Annotated in this window: 14 protein-coding genes and 1 pseudogene; 3 read left to right on the top strand and 12 right to left on the bottom strand. The window is 60.0% G+C overall.

Going from position 1 to position 17,916, the window contains the following annotated elements; translation table 11 throughout:
- Positions 1-91 precede the first annotated feature (91 nt).
- Positions 92-1,021, top strand: a complete 930-nt coding sequence (deoC, locus tag ACXHRN_RS00570) for a deoxyribose-phosphate aldolase (RefSeq protein WP_488641775.1) — start codon at positions 92-94, stop codon at positions 1,019-1,021.
- Between the two features lie 5 nt (positions 1,022-1,026).
- A complete protein-coding gene (locus ACXHRN_RS00565) occupies positions 1,027-3,411 on the top strand; it encodes an aldehyde dehydrogenase family protein (protein WP_488639423.1) in 2,385 nt (794 codons plus the stop codon).
- Positions 3,412-3,625: 214 nt separating this feature from the next.
- Here ACXHRN_RS00565 and mce read toward each other — a convergent pair whose 3' ends face one another.
- The 7 genes and pseudogenes from mce to ACXHRN_RS00530 form a co-directional block, all read right to left on the bottom strand.
- Positions 3,626-4,033: a methylmalonyl-CoA epimerase gene (mce, locus tag ACXHRN_RS00560; protein WP_488641774.1), complete on the bottom strand. Its 408-nt coding sequence runs from the start codon at positions 4,031-4,033 to the stop codon at positions 3,626-3,628.
- Between the two features lies 1 nt (position 4,034).
- Positions 4,035-6,173: a methylmalonyl-CoA mutase gene (scpA, locus tag ACXHRN_RS00555; protein WP_488639422.1), complete on the bottom strand. Its 2,139-nt coding sequence runs from the start codon at positions 6,171-6,173 to the stop codon at positions 4,035-4,037.
- A 214-nt stretch (positions 6,174-6,387) separates the two neighbouring features.
- The gene (locus tag ACXHRN_RS00550) at positions 6,388-6,627 is read right to left on the bottom strand and encodes a biotin/lipoyl-containing protein (RefSeq protein WP_488641773.1); all 240 of its coding nucleotides are present in this window, start codon (positions 6,625-6,627) and stop codon (positions 6,388-6,390) included.
- Between the two features lie 48 nt (positions 6,628-6,675).
- A pseudogene (locus tag ACXHRN_RS00545) lies at positions 6,676-8,391 on the bottom strand (acetyl-CoA carboxylase biotin carboxylase subunit); the annotation flags it as partial.
- Positions 8,392-8,485: 94 nt separating this feature from the next.
- The gene (gene yghU / locus ACXHRN_RS00540; protein ID WP_488639421.1) at positions 8,486-9,382 is read right to left on the bottom strand and encodes a glutathione-dependent disulfide-bond oxidoreductase; all 897 of its coding nucleotides are present in this window, start codon (positions 9,380-9,382) and stop codon (positions 8,486-8,488) included.
- Positions 9,383-9,517: 135 nt separating this feature from the next.
- The gene (locus ACXHRN_RS00535) at positions 9,518-10,165 is read right to left on the bottom strand and encodes a hypothetical protein (protein ID WP_488639420.1); all 648 of its coding nucleotides are present in this window, start codon (positions 10,163-10,165) and stop codon (positions 9,518-9,520) included.
- Between the two features lie 11 nt (positions 10,166-10,176).
- Positions 10,177-11,709 carry an acyl-CoA carboxylase subunit beta gene (locus ACXHRN_RS00530; protein WP_488639419.1) on the bottom strand — a complete coding sequence of 511 codons (1,533 nt, stop codon included), beginning with the start codon at positions 11,707-11,709 and terminating at the stop codon, positions 10,177-10,179.
- Between the two features lie 136 nt (positions 11,710-11,845).
- Between ACXHRN_RS00530 and ACXHRN_RS00525 the strand changes: the two genes are divergently transcribed.
- The gene (locus tag ACXHRN_RS00525) at positions 11,846-13,264 is read left to right on the top strand and encodes a helix-turn-helix domain-containing protein (protein WP_488639418.1); all 1,419 of its coding nucleotides are present in this window, start codon (positions 11,846-11,848) and stop codon (positions 13,262-13,264) included.
- A 173-nt stretch (positions 13,265-13,437) separates the two neighbouring features.
- Here ACXHRN_RS00525 and ACXHRN_RS00520 read toward each other — a convergent pair whose 3' ends face one another.
- The 5 genes from ACXHRN_RS00520 to ACXHRN_RS00500 all read right to left on the bottom strand — a co-directional run bounded on the left by ACXHRN_RS00520 (position 13,438) and on the right by ACXHRN_RS00500 (position 17,836).
- Positions 13,438-14,061: an alpha/beta hydrolase gene (locus ACXHRN_RS00520; RefSeq protein ID WP_488639417.1), complete on the bottom strand. Its 624-nt coding sequence runs from the start codon at positions 14,059-14,061 to the stop codon at positions 13,438-13,440.
- Positions 14,062-14,064: 3 nt separating this feature from the next.
- Positions 14,065-14,997 (bottom strand): VOC family protein, encoded by a 933-nt coding sequence (locus ACXHRN_RS00515; protein ID WP_488639416.1) that lies wholly within the window; start codon positions 14,995-14,997, stop codon positions 14,065-14,067.
- Between the two features lie 149 nt (positions 14,998-15,146).
- The gene (locus tag ACXHRN_RS00510) at positions 15,147-15,995 is read right to left on the bottom strand and encodes a C40 family peptidase (RefSeq protein ID WP_488639415.1); all 849 of its coding nucleotides are present in this window, start codon (positions 15,993-15,995) and stop codon (positions 15,147-15,149) included.
- Positions 15,996-16,004: 9 nt separating this feature from the next.
- Entirely contained in the window at positions 16,005-16,355 is a 351-nt protein-coding gene (locus tag ACXHRN_RS00505; RefSeq protein WP_488639414.1) for a MarR family transcriptional regulator, read from the bottom strand.
- An 83-nt stretch (positions 16,356-16,438) separates the two neighbouring features.
- Entirely contained in the window at positions 16,439-17,836 is a 1,398-nt protein-coding gene (locus ACXHRN_RS00500; RefSeq protein WP_488639413.1) for a leucyl aminopeptidase family protein, read from the bottom strand.
- Positions 17,837-17,916 lie beyond the last annotated feature (80 nt).

Genomic DNA, 17,916 nt, shown 5'->3' with positions numbered 1-17,916 from the left:
AATGGGGCAAGGCCGGGAGGCTGATGTGGACAAATCAACCATCGACAAACCTGCGCATACTGCCAATCACGGCTGGCCGCGCAATCCGGGCATGAAGCTCGATCTTGGCTGGGTCATGGACCAGCGGGTCAACCTCTCCGCCGGCGAGCGCCGCGTGGCGACCCTTCCCGGTCGCCGCACCGTCAAGAAGGACGCGCAGGCCGCCTGGCTGCTCAAGGCGCTGACCTGCATCGACCTGACGACGCTGAACGGCGACGACACTGCCGGACGCGTCAAGCGCCTCTGCGCCAAGGCCGCCAGCCCGGTCCGCCCCGATATTCTTGATGCTCTGGGAATGGGCGATCGCAAGATCACCACCGGCGCCGTCTGCGTCTATCACCGCTTCGTCGCGACCGCGGTCGAGGCGCTTGATGGTACCGGCATTCCAGTCGCCGCCGTCTCGACCGGCTTTCCTGCCGGCCTGTCGCCGCATACGACCAAGCTCAAGGAAATCGAGGCCTCCGTGGCCGATGGCGCCCGCGAGATCGATATCGTCATCACCCGCGAACATGTGCTGACAGGCAATTGGGAAGCACTCTACAAGGAAATGCAGGAATATCGTGCTGCCTGCGGTGAGGCTCACGTCAAGGCCATCCTTGCGACCGGCGACCTCAAGACGCTGCGTAATGTCGCCCGCGCCTCGCTTGTCTGCATGATGGCCGGCGCGGATTTCATCAAGACTTCGACCGGCAAGGAAGGCGTCAACGCGACGCTGCTGGTGACCCTGATCATGATCCGCATGATCCGTGAGTATGAGGAACGCACTGGCTTCAAGGTCGGCTACAAACCGGCCGGCGGTATCTCCACTGCCAAGGACGTGCTGAACTACCAGTTCCTGATGAAGGACGAACTCGGCCGCGAATGGCTGGAGCCCGATCTGTTCCGCATCGGCGCGTCGAGCCTGCTTGCCGATATCGAGCGCCAGCTCGAACATCACATATCAGGCGCTTACTCTTCCTTCTCCAGACACCCGATTGGATGATTGATATGTCCGTTGCAACCTATTTCGACCAGATGTCCTACGGCCCCGCACCTGAAGCCGACACCGAAGCGCGTGACTGGCTGAAACGTCATGGCGCCTCGTTCGGCCATTTCATCAACGGCGATTTCCGCCCCTCGACATCGGCCAAGACCTTTGTCACCCATGAGCCTGCGACCAGTGCCGATCTCGCCAAGCTGGCGATTGGTACCGCCGAAGACGTCGATCTCGCAGTCGCCGCCGCTCGCAAGGCGCAAGGGCCGTGGGCAAAGCTCTCCGGCCACCAGCGTGCCCGCCATCTCTATGCCTTGGCTCGCATGATCCAGCGGCACGGTCGACTGCTGGCAGTCGTGGAAGCCATCGACAACGGCAAGCCGGTGCGTGAAACTCGCGACATCGATATCCCCCTCGCCGCTCGCCATTTCTATCATCACGCCGGCTGGGCGCAGCTGCAAGAAACCGAGTTTGCCGATCACAATCCGGTTGGCGTCGTCGGCCAGATCATCCCGTGGAATTTCCCGCTGCTGATGCTCGCCTGGAAGGTTGCGCCAGCACTTGCGCTTGGCAACACGGTCGTACTCAAGCCAGCCGAATTCACCTCTTTAACGGCACTGCTGTTTGCAGAACTGGCTGCCGCAGCCGGGCTACCGCCGGGTGTCCTCAATGTCGTCACCGGCGAAGGCGAGACCGGCGCAGTCGTCGTCGACCATCCCGGCATTGACAAGATCGCTTTTACAGGCTCGACGGAAGTCGGCCGCATCATCCGCGAAAAGACTGCCGGTTCCGGCAAGTCACTGACGCTCGAACTCGGCGGCAAGTCGCCCTTCATCGTCTTTGACGACGCCGATATCGACGGCGCGGTCGAAGGCGTGGTCGATGCCATCTGGTTCAATCAGGGCCAGGTCTGCTGCGCCGGTTCCCGCGTTCTCGTACAGGAAGGCATTGCACCCAAATTCCACGCCCGGCTCCGCCGCCGCATGCAGACGCTGCGCGTCGGCCATCCCCTCGACAAGGCAATCGACATGGGCGCCATCGTCGCGCCGGTGCAGCTCCGGCGCATCGAGGCGTTGGTCAATCAAGGCGTCGAGGAAGGCGCCGAACTTTACCAAAGCGAAATCGAGCTCCCCAAGATTGGCTCCTACTACAAGCCGACGCTGCTCGCCAATGTCCAGCCGACCTCGATCGTTGCCACCGAAGAGATCTTCGGGCCGGTTGCCGTGTCGATGACGTTCCGCACCCCAGATGAAGCGATTCAGCTCGCCAACCACACGCGGTATGGCCTCGCGGCCAGCGTCTGGAGCGAGACGATCGGCCTGGCGCTGCACGTCGCCGCCAAGCTGCAAGCCGGTGTCGTCTGGGTCAATGCCACCAATCTTTTCGATGCTTCGGCCGGCTTCGGCGGCAAGAAGGAATCCGGCTTCGGCCGCGAAGGCGGCAAGGAAGGCGCTTACGAATATCTCAAGCCCAAGGTTTGGGCCAATGCCAAGCCGCGCGCTGAAATCGCAGTGCCGCAGCTCAAGACCACGCAGGGCGATTTTGCAGCACCTCTCATCGACCGCACGGCAAAACTCTATGTCGGTGGCAAGCAGGCCCGCCCGGACGGCAACTATTCGCGCCCAATCGTCTCGCCCAAGGGCAAGGTGATCGGCGAGGTCGGCGAGGGCAACCGCAAGGACATCCGCAATGCGGTGGCCGCAGCACAATCGGCCTCGAGCTGGGGCAGTGCGACAGCGCATAATCGTGCACAGATCCTCTACTACATCTCCGAAAACCTTGCATCCCGCGAGGATGAGTTCGCCGCCCGCATCATGGCACAGACCGGCCGTTCGGCATCGTCCGCCAAGGCCGAAGTCGACATGTCGATCTCGCGCCTGTTCACCTATGGCGCCTGGGCAGACAAATATGAGGGCCTCGTCCACACGCCGCCCCTGCGCGGCGTAGCGCTCGCCCTGCCCGAGCCGCAGGGCGTGGTCGGCGTCATATGCCCGCCGGAAGCGCCATTGCTCGGCTTCATCAGCTTGGTCGCGCCACTGATCGCCGTCGGCAATCGCGTCGTTGCAGTGCCGAGCGAGCCCTATCCGCTGTCGGCAACGGATTTCTACACCGTGCTCGAGACATCGGATGTACCGGGTGGTGTGCTCAATATCGTCACCGGCTCCGCCATGGAACTCGGCAAGGCACTTGCCAGCCACAACGATGTGGACGCGGTCTGGGCCTTCGGCTCACCGGCCCTCTCGGCGATGGCCGAGAAAGCATCGACGGGCAACCTCAAACGCATCTTCACCGATTACGGCAAGGCATGGGACTGGATGGATCCGGCGCAAGGCGAGGGCCCGCTGTTCCTGCGTCGGGCAACCGACGTCAAGAATGTCTGGATTCCCTACGGGGAGTGAGGGGTCGAGGGGTACGTTTTTCACCCCTCACCAAGCGCGCCCAGGCGCTCAGCTTCGCTTCACGCGGGCTTGCTATCCTCTCCCACAAGGGGAGAGGTTAACTCGCAGCAATGCTGGCACCCTACCTCTCCCCTTGTGGGAGAGGATACGAAGGCCGGGTGAACGCAGTGAACCCTTGGCCGAAGTTGGTGAGGGGTAAATACTTCAGAAGCTATTACCGCACCTCCTCCAGCTCGATCAGTGTCCCGAAGAAGTCCTTGGGATGCAGGAAGAGCACCGGATTGCCATGCGCACCGATCTTAGGCTCGCCACTGCCGAGGACGCGCGCTCCGGCAGCTTTGAGATGGTCCCGGGCGGCGAGAATGTCAGCCACCTCGTAGCAGATGTGATGCATGCCTCCGTCCGGGTTTTTGACCAGAAACGACGCGATAGGAGAGTTCTCGCCCAATGGCTCGAGCAGTTCCACCTTGGTGTTGTCGAACTGCACAAACACCACGGTCACGCCATGTTCCGGCAGCACTTGCGGTTCGGAGACTACAGCGCCAAGACTGGTACGATAGCGCTCCACCGCCACCGCCAGATCCGGCACCGCCAGCGCGATGTGATTGACGCGTCCGAGCATGCTATTCATTCCTGAGCCGTCCTTCGGTGAGATCCAGCACGGCGCGTGCAGCATAGACAACGTTGGTGCCCGGACCGAAAACAGCCGAGACGCCGTGATCCATCAGAAACTGGTAGTCCTTGCGCGGAATGACCCCGCCGCATACGACGATGATGTCGCCGCCGCCTCTGGCTTTCAGTTCCTCGATCAATTCCGGCAGCAAGGTCTTGTGGCCGGCCGCCAACGATGAGACACCGACGACGTTGACCTTCTCAGCAATCGCGAGATCAGCAGCCTCGTCCGGCGTCTGGAACAGCGGTCCGGCGATGACCTCAAAGCCGATATCGCCGAAAGCCGACGCGATGACCTTGGCGCCGCGGTCGTGGCCGTCCTGCCCAAGCTTGGCGACAAGGATTCTCGGGCGTTTGCCGGTTTTGTCGATCTGGGTCCTGAGCCGGCTAACAAGGATCTGGTACTCCGGATCGTTGACGCTCGCAGGACCGTAGATGTCCGACACAACCTCGGGAACCGCGGTATAGTCGCCAAAGCTCTCGCGCATCGCATCGGAAATTTCTCCGACCGTGGCCCGCGCCCGCGCAGCCTCGACGGCAGCGGCAAGCAGATTACCCTCGCCGGACCGGGCCACCACCTTCAAGGCCTCGATGGCCTTCGCCCAATTGGCCTTGTCGCGCAACTGTTTGGTTTTCTCCAGCCGCCGCACCTGGCCTTCGCGCACAGCCTTGTTGTCGATATCAAGCGTTTCGATATCGGCCTCTTCGTTGAGCCGATATTTGTTGACTCCGACAATGACTTCCTTGCCGCGGTCCACCGCTGCCTGGCGGCGGGTCGCAGCTTCCTCGATCAGCCGCTTTGGCAACCCTGTGTCGATCGCTTTGGTCATACCGCCCAGCGCCTCGACTTCCTCGATTAGTGCCCAAGCCTTCTCGGCAAGTTCCGATGTAAGGCTCTCGACATAGTAGGAGCCCGCAAGTGGATCCACGACCTTGGTGACCCCGGTCTCATGCTGCAGGATCAACTGCGTATTGCGGGCGATGCGCGAGGAAAACTCCGTTGGCAGCGCGATCGCTTCGTCAAAGGAATTGGTGTGCAGCGACTGCGTGCCGCCGAGTGCGGCCGACAGCGCCTCATAGGCGGTGCGGACGATGTTGTTGTAGGGGTCCTGCTCCTGCAGCGACACCCCCGACGTCTGGCAGTGCGTTCGAAGCATCGATGACGACGCCTTCTTCGGATTGAACTCCTCCATGATCCGCGACCAGAGCAGGCGCGCGGCGCGAAGCTTGGCGGCCTCCATGAAGAAATTCATCCCGATCGCAAAGAAGAACGATAAACGCCCCGCAAAATCATCGACATCGAGACCCTTGGCGATCGCCGCGCGGACATATTCGCGGCCGTCCGCCAGCGTGAAGGCAAGCTCCTGTACCAGCGTCGCACCCGCCTCCTGCATGTGATAGCCGGAGATGGAGATCGAATTAAACTTCGGCATTTCCTTCGAGGTGAACTCGATGATATCGGCAATGATCCGCATCGAAGCCGCGGGCGGATAGATGTAGGTATTGCGGACCATGAACTCCTTGAGGATGTCGTTCTGGATCGTGCCCGAAAGATCGGCACGCGACACGCCCTGTTCCTCTCCAGTGATGATGAAATTGGCAAGGATCGGTATGACAGCGCCATTCATCGTCATCGACACCGACATCTCCTGAAGCGGAATCTTGTCGAACAGGATCTTCATGTCCTCGACCGAATCGATCGCCACGCCCGCCTTGCCGACATCGCCGGCGACGCGGGGGTGATCGCTGTCATAGCCGCGATGGGTGGCGAGATCGAAGGCAACTGACAGGCCCTTCTGGCCGGCGGCCAGTGCTTTGCGGTAAAAGGCGTTGGACTCTTCCGCCGTCGAGAAGCCCGCATATTGCCGGATCGTCCACGGCCGGCCGGCATACATAGTGGCACGGGGGCCACGCGTAAACGGCGCGAATCCGGGTAACGATCCGAGATGGGAGAGGTTTTCGGTATCCGCTTCGGTATAGAGCGGCTTGACGTCAATGCCTTCGGGCGTGTGCCACGTCAGGGTTTCAGCCTCGGCCTTGACCTCCTTGGCGGCTAGCTTTTCCCAGTCGGCGATGGTTTTGCTGGTCATTGGCGTATCTCCTGGGGTCTGCCCCCCTCTGTCCTGCCGAACATCTCCCCCACAAGGGGGGAGAGTAGATGAAGCACGCTCCCCGCCTCGAATTCTCGCCGTGTCCTCGCGCCTCGATGTTGTCTTTGGGCAAGGAGCGTGGGTCGAGTCGTTCTCCCCCCTTGTGGGGGAGATGTCCGGCAGGACAGAGGGGGGTAAGCCGCAGACACCACCATCACGCGAACTCCATGATCACTTCGTCGACAGCCAGACTCTGCCCGGCCTCGACCCTCACGGATTTTACCACGGCTTTCTTTTCAGCTTTCAGCACATTCTCCATCTTCATCGCCTCGACGGTGGCAAGAGACTGGCCGGCCTCCACGGTATCGCCCTCCTTCACCAGAACCTGGGTGATCACCCCCGGCATCGGGCAAAGCAGTTGCTTGGACGTATCCGCCGCCTTCTTGACCGGCATGAACTGCGACAGCTCGAACACCCGTGGGCTCATCACCTGCACGACCTCGTCGATCCCACGCCAGCGCAGCCGCCAGCCTGTGGAGGATTTGGCGATCTTGATGCCGAATGCCTGGCCGTTGACGGTAAAGCGCCCATGCGCAGTGCCCGGCGTCCAATCCGATGAGACGATATGGGAGACGCCGTCGTCGAAGGAAATATCAACCGTCTTGTTCTCGTAGGTCACCTGGATCGGCCAGTAGTATTTGCCGCCAACGGCGACATATTGCGTGCCGAGCTTGCGGGCATGATTGGCAAGCGTGCCGGAAATCCTGGTCTTGCGGCCTTCGTCTGAAAGCTGTGCAAAGGTGGCGATGGTCGCCAATAGCCGCGACTGGTCGTTCTCGGCTTCGACGCCGCGGAAGCCATCCGGCCATTCCTCTGCTATGAAGGCCGTGGTGATATTGCCGGAGTAGAAGCGTGGATGCGCCATTACAGCCGACAGGAATGGCAGGTTATGGCCGATCCCATCGACCTCGAAATTGTCGAGCGCATTTGCCATCGCCTCGATCGCCTCGGTGCGCGTTGGCGCCCAGGTGCAGAGCTTGGCGATCATCGGGTCGTAATACATCGAAATCTCGCCGCCTTCATAGACGCCGGTATCGTTGCGGACGATGGTACCGTCGGCAAGATGGCCCTCGACCGGCGGCCGATAACGCGTCAGCCGGCCAATCGAAGGCAGGAAGCCGCGATAAGGGTCTTCGGCGTAGAGCCGGCTTTCGATCGCCCAGCCATTCAAGGTGACATCGTCCTGACCGAAATCCAGCTTTTCGTCGTTGGCGACCTTGATCATCTGCTCGACCAGATCGATGCCGGTGATCAGCTCCGTGACGGGATGCTCGACCTGCAGGCGGGTGTTCATCTCGAGGAAGTAGAAATTGCGCTTGCCGTCGACAATGAACTCGACAGTGCCGGCCGAGAAGTAGCCGACCGCCTTGGCCAGCAGCACGGCCTGCTCGCCCATCGCCTTGCGCGTCGCCTCATCCAGGAAGGAAGATGGCGCTTCCTCGACGACTTTCTGGTTGCGCCGCTGGATCGAGCATTCGCGCTCGCCGAGATAAAGCACGGTGCCATGCTGGTCGCCCAGCACCTGGATTTCGATATGCCGGGGTTGGTCGACGAATTTCTCGATGAAGATGCGGTCGTCACCGAACGAACTCTTAGCTTCGTTCTTCGAAGACTGAAAACCCTCGCGCGCCTCGGCATCGTTCCACGCGATGCGCATGCCCTTGCCGCCGCCACCGGCCGAAGCCTTGATCATCACAGGATAGCCGATCCCGGCGGAAATCTTCACTGCTTCCTCAGCATTGGCGATCAGGCCCATGTGACCCGGCACGGTCGAAACACCGGCTTCGGCAGCGATCTTCTTTGACGTGATCTTGTCGCCCATCGCCTCGATCGCGCCCACCGGCGGTCCGATGAAAACAACGCCCTCCTGCTTAAGCCGCTCGGCGAAAGCGCGGTTCTCCGAAAGGAAGCCATAGCCGGGATGAACGGCATCCGCCCCCGTCTGCTTGATGGCAGCGATGATCTTGTCGATTACCAGATAGGACTGTGCGGAGGGCGCCGGGCCTATATGCACCGCCTCGTCGGCGAGCTTGACATGCATCGCCTCGCGATCGGCATCGGAATAGACCGCGACAGTTGCGATGCCGAGCTTCCTGGCCGAGCGAATGACGCGGCAGGCAATTTCACCACGATTGGCGATAAGGATTTTCTTGATCATCGAGCGGATACTTCCTGAAGGGTATTCCTGACGCTCTGGTGACTTTCACCAAAGCGCCGAATTTCAAAGGCAGAGACGGTTTCTCATTCTGCGCTCATGTCATGGCAAGCTTGTCTTCGGTCTTCGTTTCGAAGTCCGAAGCGTCATGGCGCTCGTGCAGTTGTTCCGACGGATCGCCAGATGTGCGGTTTACCATGCAACCTCTCTTGACGGCCGGGCGAGCCGCAATCTCAGCGGTCCAGCGCTGGACATGTGTGTAGATGCCGACATCAAGGAAGGAGCCGGCATCGCCATAGGACTGGTTGAGCGCGAGCTTGCCGTACCAGGGCCAGATTGCCATGTCGGCGATGGAATATTGCGAACCCGCCATGAACTGGTGATCGGCGAGATGCCGGTCGAGCACGTCGAGCTGGCGCTTCACTTCCATCGAGTAACGATCGATCGCATATTGGATGTGCATCGGCGCATAGGCATAGAAATGGCCGAAGCCGCCGCCCAGGAAGGGCGCCGAGCCCATCTGCCAGAACAGCCAGTTCATCGTCTCCGTGCGGCCCTTGTGATCCCCAGGAATGAAGGCATCGAATTTTTCCGCGAGGTAGACGAGGATCGAACCAGACTCGAAGACGCGGATCGGCTCAGGCGTCGAACGATCCATCAGCGCGGGAATCTTGGAGTTCGGGTTGACCTCCACGAAACCCGAGCCGAACTGGTCGCCATCGCCGATCTTGATCAGCCAGGCATCATACTCCGCTCCCGCGTGGCCGGCAGCGAGCAGCTCTTCCAGCATGATCGTCACCTTCTGGCCATTGGGTGTGGCCAGCGAATAGAGCTGCAGCGGGTGCTTGCCGACGGGTAATTCCTTCTCATGCGTGGGGCCGGCAATCGGGCGATTGATGCTGGCAAAGGCGCCGCCGTTGGCCTTGTCCCAGGTCCAAAGCTTGGGGACTTCGTAGCCGGCGGGGAAATTGTTCTCAGGTAATTTGTCAGTCATGGAAATCTTGTCCTTGGTGTCCTTTGGCTTCAGGCAAGCCAAAAACTATATAGGTGCGGCGATCGCATCGGCGCTATGGGCAGTGACACTCTTGTCACGCCGTCGACCACCAAGCTATCGTTGGCGTTGGCATCATCACTTTCCTTCGTGTTGTCTAATGAACGCACTGGTCAAAGTGAGCTTCCAAAACTCATCGATATCAACTGGCGGCTCACCATCAGCGGCGCGACCAGAAAAGAACGCCGAAGTCGGTGTTACCGACCAATCTTTGGTAGATGTGGCTGATGAATAAGTAAAATTCAGGATATAGACCGAAGTATCTTCTATTTGTTTTCCGTTGACTACAAAATACGACTCTACAACAACAGGAAATCCTATTGTTCCAACCTTTATGTAATCGTCGTTCTCTTTAACAAAAAGCTTCAGACTGTCGATTATTTCCTTTTCGACGCGGCTTATGGAATATATTCGTTCTGAGACCATCACATTCCATTTATCGCCACCTAGCGCCTTAGGTGTTGTAATAAGTATCTGCTGACCCAAAACCGCTTCGTTTGGATCAAGAAATTTGTAACCCTCCTTGTCCGCCTCAATTCGCCAGATGGCCTTTTCATTCGATCGAAAAGACGCCTCCGCTATGTCTGCCGCGCGTTTCGTTTCAGCATAACTCAGTATTGAAATAGCAAGAGCTAATACAGAAAGAATAATAGCCGCCACATCGACTTTTGACACATTTTCTAGCCATCGAGTCTTGCTGCTCAGGTCGTTGCCATCAGCTTCCATTAAACGGCTCCTCACAAAGGCATCGTATCGTGCTTGCGCCAATGCGTTTCCTGCTTCTTGGTGCGGAGCATGGCAAAGGCGCGCGCCAGTCGCTTGCGGGAAGAGTGCGGCCAGATCACCTCGTCGACGAAGCCGCGCTCGGCGGCCACGAACGGGTTGGCGAACCGGTCCTCATATTCCTTGGTGCGGGCGGCGATCTTTTCGGGATCCTTGAGTTCGGAGCGATAAAGGATCTCGGTCGCGCCCTTGGCTCCCATCACGGCAATCTCAGCGGTCGGCCAGGCGTAGTTGACGTCGGCGCCGATATGCTTGGAGGCCATGACGTCATAGGCGCCGCCATAGGCCTTGCGGGTGATCAACGTCACCATCGGCACGGTCGCCTGGGAATAAGCAAACAACAGCTTGGCGCCGTGCTTGATGATGCCGCCATATTCCTGCGCCACCCCCGGCAGGAAGCCCGGCACGTCGACCAGCGTCAGCAGCGGAATGTTGAAGGCATCGCAGAAGCGCACGAATTTCGCAGCCTTCCGCGAGGCATCAATATCGAGGCAGCCGGCCAGCACCATCGGCTGGTTGGCGACGACGCCTACCGTCTGGCCTTCGAGCCGGATGAAGCCAGTGAGAATATTGCCGGCAAAGGCCTGGGCGATCTCGTGAAAATCACCCTCATCGGCGATTGCCAGGATGAGTTCGCGCATATCGTAGGGCTTGGCGGCGCTATCGGGGATCAAAGTGTCCAGCCGCATTTCCAGCCGATCGGGATCGTCGAAGAACGGCCGCACCGGCGGCTTTTCGCGATTGTTGAGCGGCAGGAAATCGAAGAGGTCGCGGATCTTCAGCAGCGCCTCGATATCGTTGTCGAAGGCGCCATCGGCCACCGAGGACTTCGTCGTATGCGTCTTGGCGCCGCCGAGATCTTCGGCCGTGACGATCTCGTTGGTGACGGTTTTGACCACATCCGGCCCGGTCACGAACATGTAGGATGAATCCCGCACCATGAAGATGAAATCTGTCATCGCAGGCGAGTAGACGGCGCCGCCGGCGCAGGGCCCCATGATCACCGAGATCTGCGGCACGACGCCCGAAACCTCGGCATTGCGGCGGAACACCTCCGCATATCCCGCAAGCGACGCAACCCCTTCCTGAATGCGCGCGCCGCCGGAATCGTTGAGTCCGATAACCGGCGCACCGTTGCGGGCGGCCATGTCCATGATCTTGCAGATTTTCTGGGCATGGGTCTCCGACAGCGATCCGCCGAGCACGGTAAAATCCTGGGAGAAGATATAGACAAGGCGGCCATTGATCGTGCCCCAGCCCGTCACCACGCCATCGCCCGGCACCTTACTTTCGGCCATTCCGAAATCGGTGGCCCGGTGGGTGACATACATGTCGTATTCCTCAAACGAGCCCTCATCGAGCAGCACGTCCAGCCGCTCGCGCGCCGTCAGCTTGCCCTTGGAATGCTGGGTCTCGATGCGCTTCTCACCGCCGCCGAGACGGGCGGCCGCGCGCCGGGATTCCAGTTGTTCGAGGATTTCACGCATAGTTCACCACACCTTTGTCGACGCCCCATCAGAAAGCCAATTTTGCATAAATCCGAATGGATTGGAAAAAAACTGTTGAACAGGCGAATGTGTGCAGTTTACAGATTTATGAACTGAATTTTGCAAAGTTGCGAACATGGCTGTGGGCAAACTTTATATCGGCCGAAAGGTACGCGATCTGCGTCAGGCCAATCGCGCCACGCAGGCGCAATTTGCCGAGCGTATCGGCATTTCTATTTCCTATCTCAATCAGATCGAAAACAACCAGCGGCCTGTTTCCGCCGCCGTGCTTCTGGCCTTGGCGGAGAAGTTCAAAATCGACCTTGCCGATCTTTCGGGCGGCGAAGGCGACCGGTTGATATCGGCCCTGTCGGAGACTTTGACTGATCCACTCTTCGACGCCTACACACCAAGCCTCCAGGAACTGAAGCTCATTGCCCAGAATGCGCCGGGGCTCGCACATGCGCTGATCACTGCGCATCAGGCCTACCGGCACAATTCCGAACAACTCGCCAGCATCGACGACACGCTCGGCCGTGGCGCCGGGCTGACGGAACGAACACCTTATGAAGAGGTGCGTGATTTCTTTCACTTCGTCGACAACTACATTCATGATCTCGACATTCTGGCGGAGAAGCTCGCAAGCGAGATCGGTATCGGCGAGAGCGATCCCAATCCTGTGCTGGCAACCTATCTTGAGCGGCAATACGGCGTGCGGATCGTGCGTGGCCCTCGCGACGAGGACATGATCCGCGCCTATGATCATCAGGCACGCGTGCTGACGCTGAGCTCCTATCTGCCGGCATCAACCCGCGATTTCCAGATTGCCCTGCAGATTGCCCAGCTGCATGCCGGTGAGGTGGTGGATGGCATCGCTCGCAATGCCGGATTTCGGACTGGCGAAGCCTATGAGATCTGTCGCATCGGGCTGCACAACTATTTCGCAGGCGCGCTGATCCTGCCCTATGGCAAGTTCATGCAGGCTGCGCGCGACGTCCGCCACGATCTCGATCTTCTGTCGGTGCGGTTCGGTGCGAGCCTCGAGCAGGTCTGCCATCGCCTGAGCACCTTGCAGCGACCCGGCGCCAAGGGTGTGCCGATCTTCTTTGCCCGCATCGATCGTGCCGGCAACATCACCAAGCGCCACAGTGCCGCCAAGCTGCAATTCGCCCGCTTCGGCGCCGCCTGCCCGCTGTGGAATGCCCATCAGGCCTTCGAAATGCCGGGACGGATCATTCGCCAACTGGCCGAGACGCCAGATGGCGTCCGCTATCTCTGTCTCTCGACGCAGATCACCAAGGGCGGCCGCGGCTTCCGCCTGTCGCAGCAACACTATGCATTGGCACTGGGCTGCGAAATCTCTTATGCGGATAATTTCGTCTATGCCGATGACATGGACCTGGGCAACCGCGCAGCCTTTGATCCGATCGGCATTTCCTGCCGGATCTGCGAGCGCACCAAATGCGCCAGCCGCGCCATGCCACCGCTCAAGGGACGGCTGATGATCGACCATGAGAACAGGTCGATGCTGCCGTATCGGCTGAAGGAGAATTGAGACGAGTTAAGACCCCTCCCAAACCCTCCCCACAAGGGGGAGGGCTTAACCCGGGATACGCGCATCGACTGTGTCTGCGGCGTATGCTGAAGGGGCGAGATTTCAGGTGGGGTGTCGCCTCGATTTAAGCCCTCCCCCTTGTGGGGAGGGTTTGGGAGGGGCCTTTCTTCACATCAGCCCCTCAAGAACCGCCCCACCGCATCGATCTCGTTCGAACGGATATCATGGCCGCCCGAATGCCATTCGACAGTCACCTCGGCCCTTTGTCGCCTGAAATAATCTGCAAGGCCTTCCGTCAATGGCACTGGGCAAATCGGATCGCGTTCGCCCGCCGTGATCAGCACCTGCCGTCCGGCAAGCCCGGCATTGTCCTTGGGCTTGAAGGGGATCAGCGGATGCATTAGCGCCGCCTTGTCGAACAGCTCGGCCTTCTCGAACAACACGTTGGCGAGAATGTTGGCGCCATTCGAATAGCCCAGGCCGAAAACTTCCGATGCCTGATGCGTCTCGGCCAGCGATTTCACGAACCCAGCCATTTTCTCCGTCGCCCGCGCAAGGTCGCCCATGTCATAGACGCCCTCTCCGGTCCGGCGGAAGAACCGCGCGGCACCGTATTCCGAGATATCGCCGCGCGGCGAGACGATCGTCGCCTCGGGCAGCAGGTTGCGCCCGAAATCGAAGAACTGGTTTTCATCGCCGCCCGTGCCGTGAAAGACAAACAGGATCGGCTTGCCCGGTGCACCGGCCTTCAGCCGGTGCACGTAGCCATGGGTTTCGACACGATCGATAACAGCCATGCCTCAATCCTCCAGTTTCGGAAGATGCTGCGCCAGGATCGGCCGGAGATGCTTGTGCTGCTGTGGCAGCATCAGGCCCTCGCCGAGATGGGCAGTATCTTCGTCGCGATCGAAGCCCGGCTCGTTGGTGGCGACTTCGAACAGCACGCCACCCGGCGTGCGGAAGTAGATCGCCCAGAAGTAATCGCGATCGATCACCGGGGTGACTTGATAGCCGGTATCCATCAGTGCCTTGCGGACCTCGAGCTGCTTTTCGCGGTTCTCGACCGCAAAGGCAACGTGATGCACCGAGCCGGCGCCCTGCTGGTTGCGGGCAATGTTCGGCATGGTTTCCAGATCGATGAGACCGGCCTCGTTGCCGCCCGGAACGATTAGGCGGGTGACGCCATCCCTGGAGTCAAGTTGCTCATAGCCCATGAACTTCAACAGTTCGGCCGTTGCACCTTCGTCGCGCAAACGCATGGCAACCGAGTGGAAGCCGCGAATGGCGTGATCTTCCGAGATGCCACCCTCGGTCCACGGTGCACGTGCATCGTCCTTGACCTCGACCAGTGCAAAGCCGTCGCCATCGGGACCGGCAAAGTTGAGGCGCTTTTCGCCGAAGCTTTCTTCGCGCTTGATGCCCGTGACGCCCTGCTTTTCGAGCCGCTCCTGCCAGAAGCCCAGCGAGCCCTCGGGAACGGAAAATACGGTCGTTCCAACTTCGCCAGTGCCGGGACGGCCGCGGCTCATGTGCTGGAACGGGAAATAGGTCATCACCGTGCCCGGCGTCCCGATCTCGTCGCCGTAATAGAGGTGATAAACGTCCGGCGAGTCAAAGTTGACGGTTTTCTTGACCCGGCGCAGGCCGAGCGACTTGGTGAAGAAGTCATTGTTGGTGCGGGCATCCGCCGCCATGGAGGTTACGTGATGCAATCCTTTGATCTGGTTCAGCATGATACGATCCTTTCGCCTGACTGCGCAGGCCGTTGTTCTGGGATGATATATGCCCGCGACAGGACGGTTTCGAAAGCCCCACAACCCAGCACGGATTGTTCACAAAAATCGAGGTAAAAAATCTATTTAAGTATATAAATTGGTGACAATCACATTGGCCGGCGATAGAGGCGCGGCATGCCGTAGATAGGGGCAATACGGTTGATCGCACCGGCCAGACGCTCGCGCGCCACGGTCATCGAGTAGCCGTTGGCATGGATCATGGTCGTGGTGTTTTCCATGATCGCCACATGGCCCTGCCAAAACACCAGGTCACCCCGCTGCAGATCCGCTCTTTCGATGACCTCGCCGATCGATCGCTCCTGCAGGTCGGCATCGCGCAAAACCTGCTTGCCCGACATCATCAACGTTAGTTGAATAAGGCCGGAACAGTCGAGCCCGAAGCTCGAACGTCCGCCCCAGAGGTAGGGCGTCTCGACCAATCGGGCGGCAAGCGAAACGAAATCGGTCCCGAGGGGTTCGCCGACCGCGCCCAGATGGCTGGCGATGATGGCACCCTCGGTGGTCACCAGATATTTCGTGCCCCGCGTTTCAACCTCGCCGGTCACGGCCAGGCGACTGCCAATCGACAGCATGGCGATCGGCGGCATCTTCATATCGGGCAGAGGATAAAGAAAGGTCCGCGGCACCGTGACCCAATGGGTCTTCGGGGCAACGAGATCGCGAAGCGCGTGCTCCTCGATATAGCCGACATAGCCATCGACGTCCGATTGCGCCCAGGCCCAGCCATCGCGGCGATCGAAAACCATGACGGACTCGCCAAACAGCAGTTCGGTATCGATCGCAGAGGGTGTGTTGGGTTCGATGCGCATGGCCGTCTTGGAGACAATAACTTCGGCCGGCGTGCCCTCGGCAAACCGGTCGGCAGTCACCTGTCCCGTCAGGCTGGCATTGGCCAGATCGGGTCGAAAGGCATTCAGCCGGCGGTCGAGAGCCATGGTGGATCCTCAGTGCGAAAGTTCGTGCGCCTTGTCGATAACAAGATCTCCGAATTTTTCAAGGTAAAGCGCACCGGCGACTGTCCGTTTTATGATCACATTGCGCCGGTCGCGATCGTCGCGCATGCGGTCGACGATGCCCATGGCACCCATCGTATCGAGCGCTCTGGTGATTACCGGCTTGGTGACACCGAGCATACCAGCCAGTCCTCGTACCGTGTGCGGCGGCGGCACGAGATAGATATGTAGCAGAATGGCCATCTGCCGCACAGTGAGATCGCCGTCGCCACTCTTGACCTGCCCCACGGCAACCGAGTGCCACAGACCAAGCGCCTGGGATGGGGTCAATTCGACGGACACGCGACCTCTCCAGATGATCGTTTCGTAACCGTTCCATTTTCAGGGAAAATGAAGGGTCGCGCAAGTCCGTCAGTCAAACACGGTTAACTCTTGGAATTGCGGGCTTCCAGCATGTTGAAGATGGCGCGAATGGCCTGCGCCTCGCCACCGCCCGGCGAATGCGGCCGTTCGTTCGGCGTCCAGGCATAAATGTCGAAATGCGCCCAACTCTCGGTCTTCTTGACGAAGCGCTTGAGGAACAAAGCTGCCGTAATCGCACCCGCCATGCCGCCGGCGGGCGCATTGGTGATGTCGGCGATCTTGGCGTTGATGTCCTTTTCATAGCCCTTGTAGAGCGGCAGGCGCCAGAGCGGATCATCGACCTCGAGGCTCGAATCCGCAAGGCTGTGCGCCAGATCCTCGTCGTCGGTGAAGAATGGCGGCAGGTCCGGGCCAAGCGCCACGCGCGCAGCTCCGGTCAGCGTGGCCATATCGATCAGAAGATCAGGCTCGTCCTCGTCGGCCAGCGCCAGCGCATCGGCCAGAATAAGGCGGCCTTCCGCATCCGTGTTATCGATCTGCACGGTCAATCCGGCGCGGCTCTTGTAGATATCGCCGGGACGGAAGGCATTGCCGGAGATCGAGTTCTCGACCACCGGCACCAGCACGGTCAGATCGATCTTGAGTTTCGCGTCCATGATCATCAGCGCCAGGCCCATGACATTGGCGGCACCGCCCATGTCCTTCTTCATCAGCAGCATCGATGACGACGGCTTGATGTCGAGCCCACCGGTGTCGAAGGTCACGCCCTTGCCGACCAGCGTCACCTTCCGGTGGCCTTTCTTGCCCCAGCGCATCTTCATCAGCCGCGGCGCCTGTTCGGATGCTCGGCCGACGGCATGGATCAGCGGGAAATTCTGCTGCAGCAGGTCGTCGCCGCGCACCACCGAGACATCCGCCTTGTAATGGGCGGCCAGCGCGCGGAAGGCGCCTTCGAGCGCATCGGGACCCATATCGTTGGTCGGCATGTTGATCAGGTCACGCGCCAGAAACACGCCGGCGAGCAGCCGCTTGATCTGTGCGGCATCGGCATCTGCCGGAATCATCAGCGTCGGCGGGTTCGCGGTCTCCGATTTGTAGACATCGAAGCGGTAGCTGCCGAGGCCGTAGCCCAACAGGATGCGGTTGGCCGTCAGCGGCGCTGTTTCGACATGCCAGTCGCCGGCCGGCAACAGCCGCGCCAGACGTCCAGTCAGATAGGGTGCATCGGACGGGTTCTTGCCCAGACCGAACAAGGCGCCCGCAAGGTGCCCATCCTCGCCCGGAACCAGCAGCAGCGAGCCGGTATCGCCCTTATAGCCGGCCTTCTTGGCCCATTCATAGGCGACAGGATCCACCATGCCCGTCTCCATATGGGCGGGTGTCACCGCGAAGATCGGCAGCGTCTTGCCACCCTTGGTGTTGAAGGGAGACGGACGGTCGATGAACTGGTAGGGCGCCATGAAGTATCCTGTCGGAAATACGAGGTCTGAATCGCTGAATTAACGATCCGTTAGGGTTAACAGATTATTGCTGGAGCGAG

It is taken from the genome of Shinella sp. OV683, assembly GCF_057787725.1.
This window is presented reverse-complemented; position numbering and strand designations above follow the sequence as displayed.

Excerpts from the sequence above, each read along its gene's own strand:
- ACXHRN_RS00520 (WP_488639417.1), bottom strand. The coding sequence starts at position 14,061 with ATGGCTGTTATCGATCGTGTCGAAACCCATGGCTACGTGCACCGGCTG.
- ACXHRN_RS00530 (WP_488639419.1), bottom strand. The coding sequence starts at position 11,709 with ATGCGTGAAATCCTCGAACAACTGGAATCCCGGCGCGCGGCCGCCCGT.
- deoC (WP_488641775.1), top strand. The coding sequence starts at position 92 with ATGAAGCTCGATCTTGGCTGGGTCATGGACCAGCGGGTCAACCTCTCC.
- ACXHRN_RS00565 (WP_488639423.1), top strand. The coding sequence starts at position 1,027 with ATGTCCGTTGCAACCTATTTCGACCAGATGTCCTACGGCCCCGCACCT.
- yghU (WP_488639421.1), bottom strand. The coding sequence starts at position 9,382 with ATGACTGACAAATTACCTGAGAACAATTTCCCCGCCGGCTACGAAGTC.
- mce (WP_488641774.1), bottom strand. The coding sequence starts at position 4,033 with ATGCTCGGACGCGTCAATCACATCGCGCTGGCGGTGCCGGATCTGGCG.
- scpA (WP_488639422.1), bottom strand. The coding sequence starts at position 6,173 with ATGACCAGCAAAACCATCGCCGACTGGGAAAAGCTAGCCGCCAAGGAG.
- ACXHRN_RS00515 (WP_488639416.1), bottom strand. The coding sequence starts at position 14,997 with ATGCTGAACCAGATCAAAGGATTGCATCACGTAACCTCCATGGCGGCG.
- ACXHRN_RS00535 (WP_488639420.1), bottom strand. The coding sequence starts at position 10,165 with ATGGAAGCTGATGGCAACGACCTGAGCAGCAAGACTCGATGGCTAGAA.
- ACXHRN_RS00510 (WP_488639415.1), bottom strand. The coding sequence starts at position 15,995 with ATGGCTCTCGACCGCCGGCTGAATGCCTTTCGACCCGATCTGGCCAAT.
- ACXHRN_RS00500 (WP_488639413.1), bottom strand. The coding sequence starts at position 17,836 with ATGGCGCCCTACCAGTTCATCGACCGTCCGTCTCCCTTCAACACCAAG.
- ACXHRN_RS00525 (WP_488639418.1), top strand. The coding sequence starts at position 11,846 with ATGGCTGTGGGCAAACTTTATATCGGCCGAAAGGTACGCGATCTGCGT.
- ACXHRN_RS00550 (WP_488641773.1), bottom strand. The coding sequence starts at position 6,627 with ATGCCGGTCAAGAAGGCGGCGGATACGTCCAAGCAACTGCTTTGCCCG.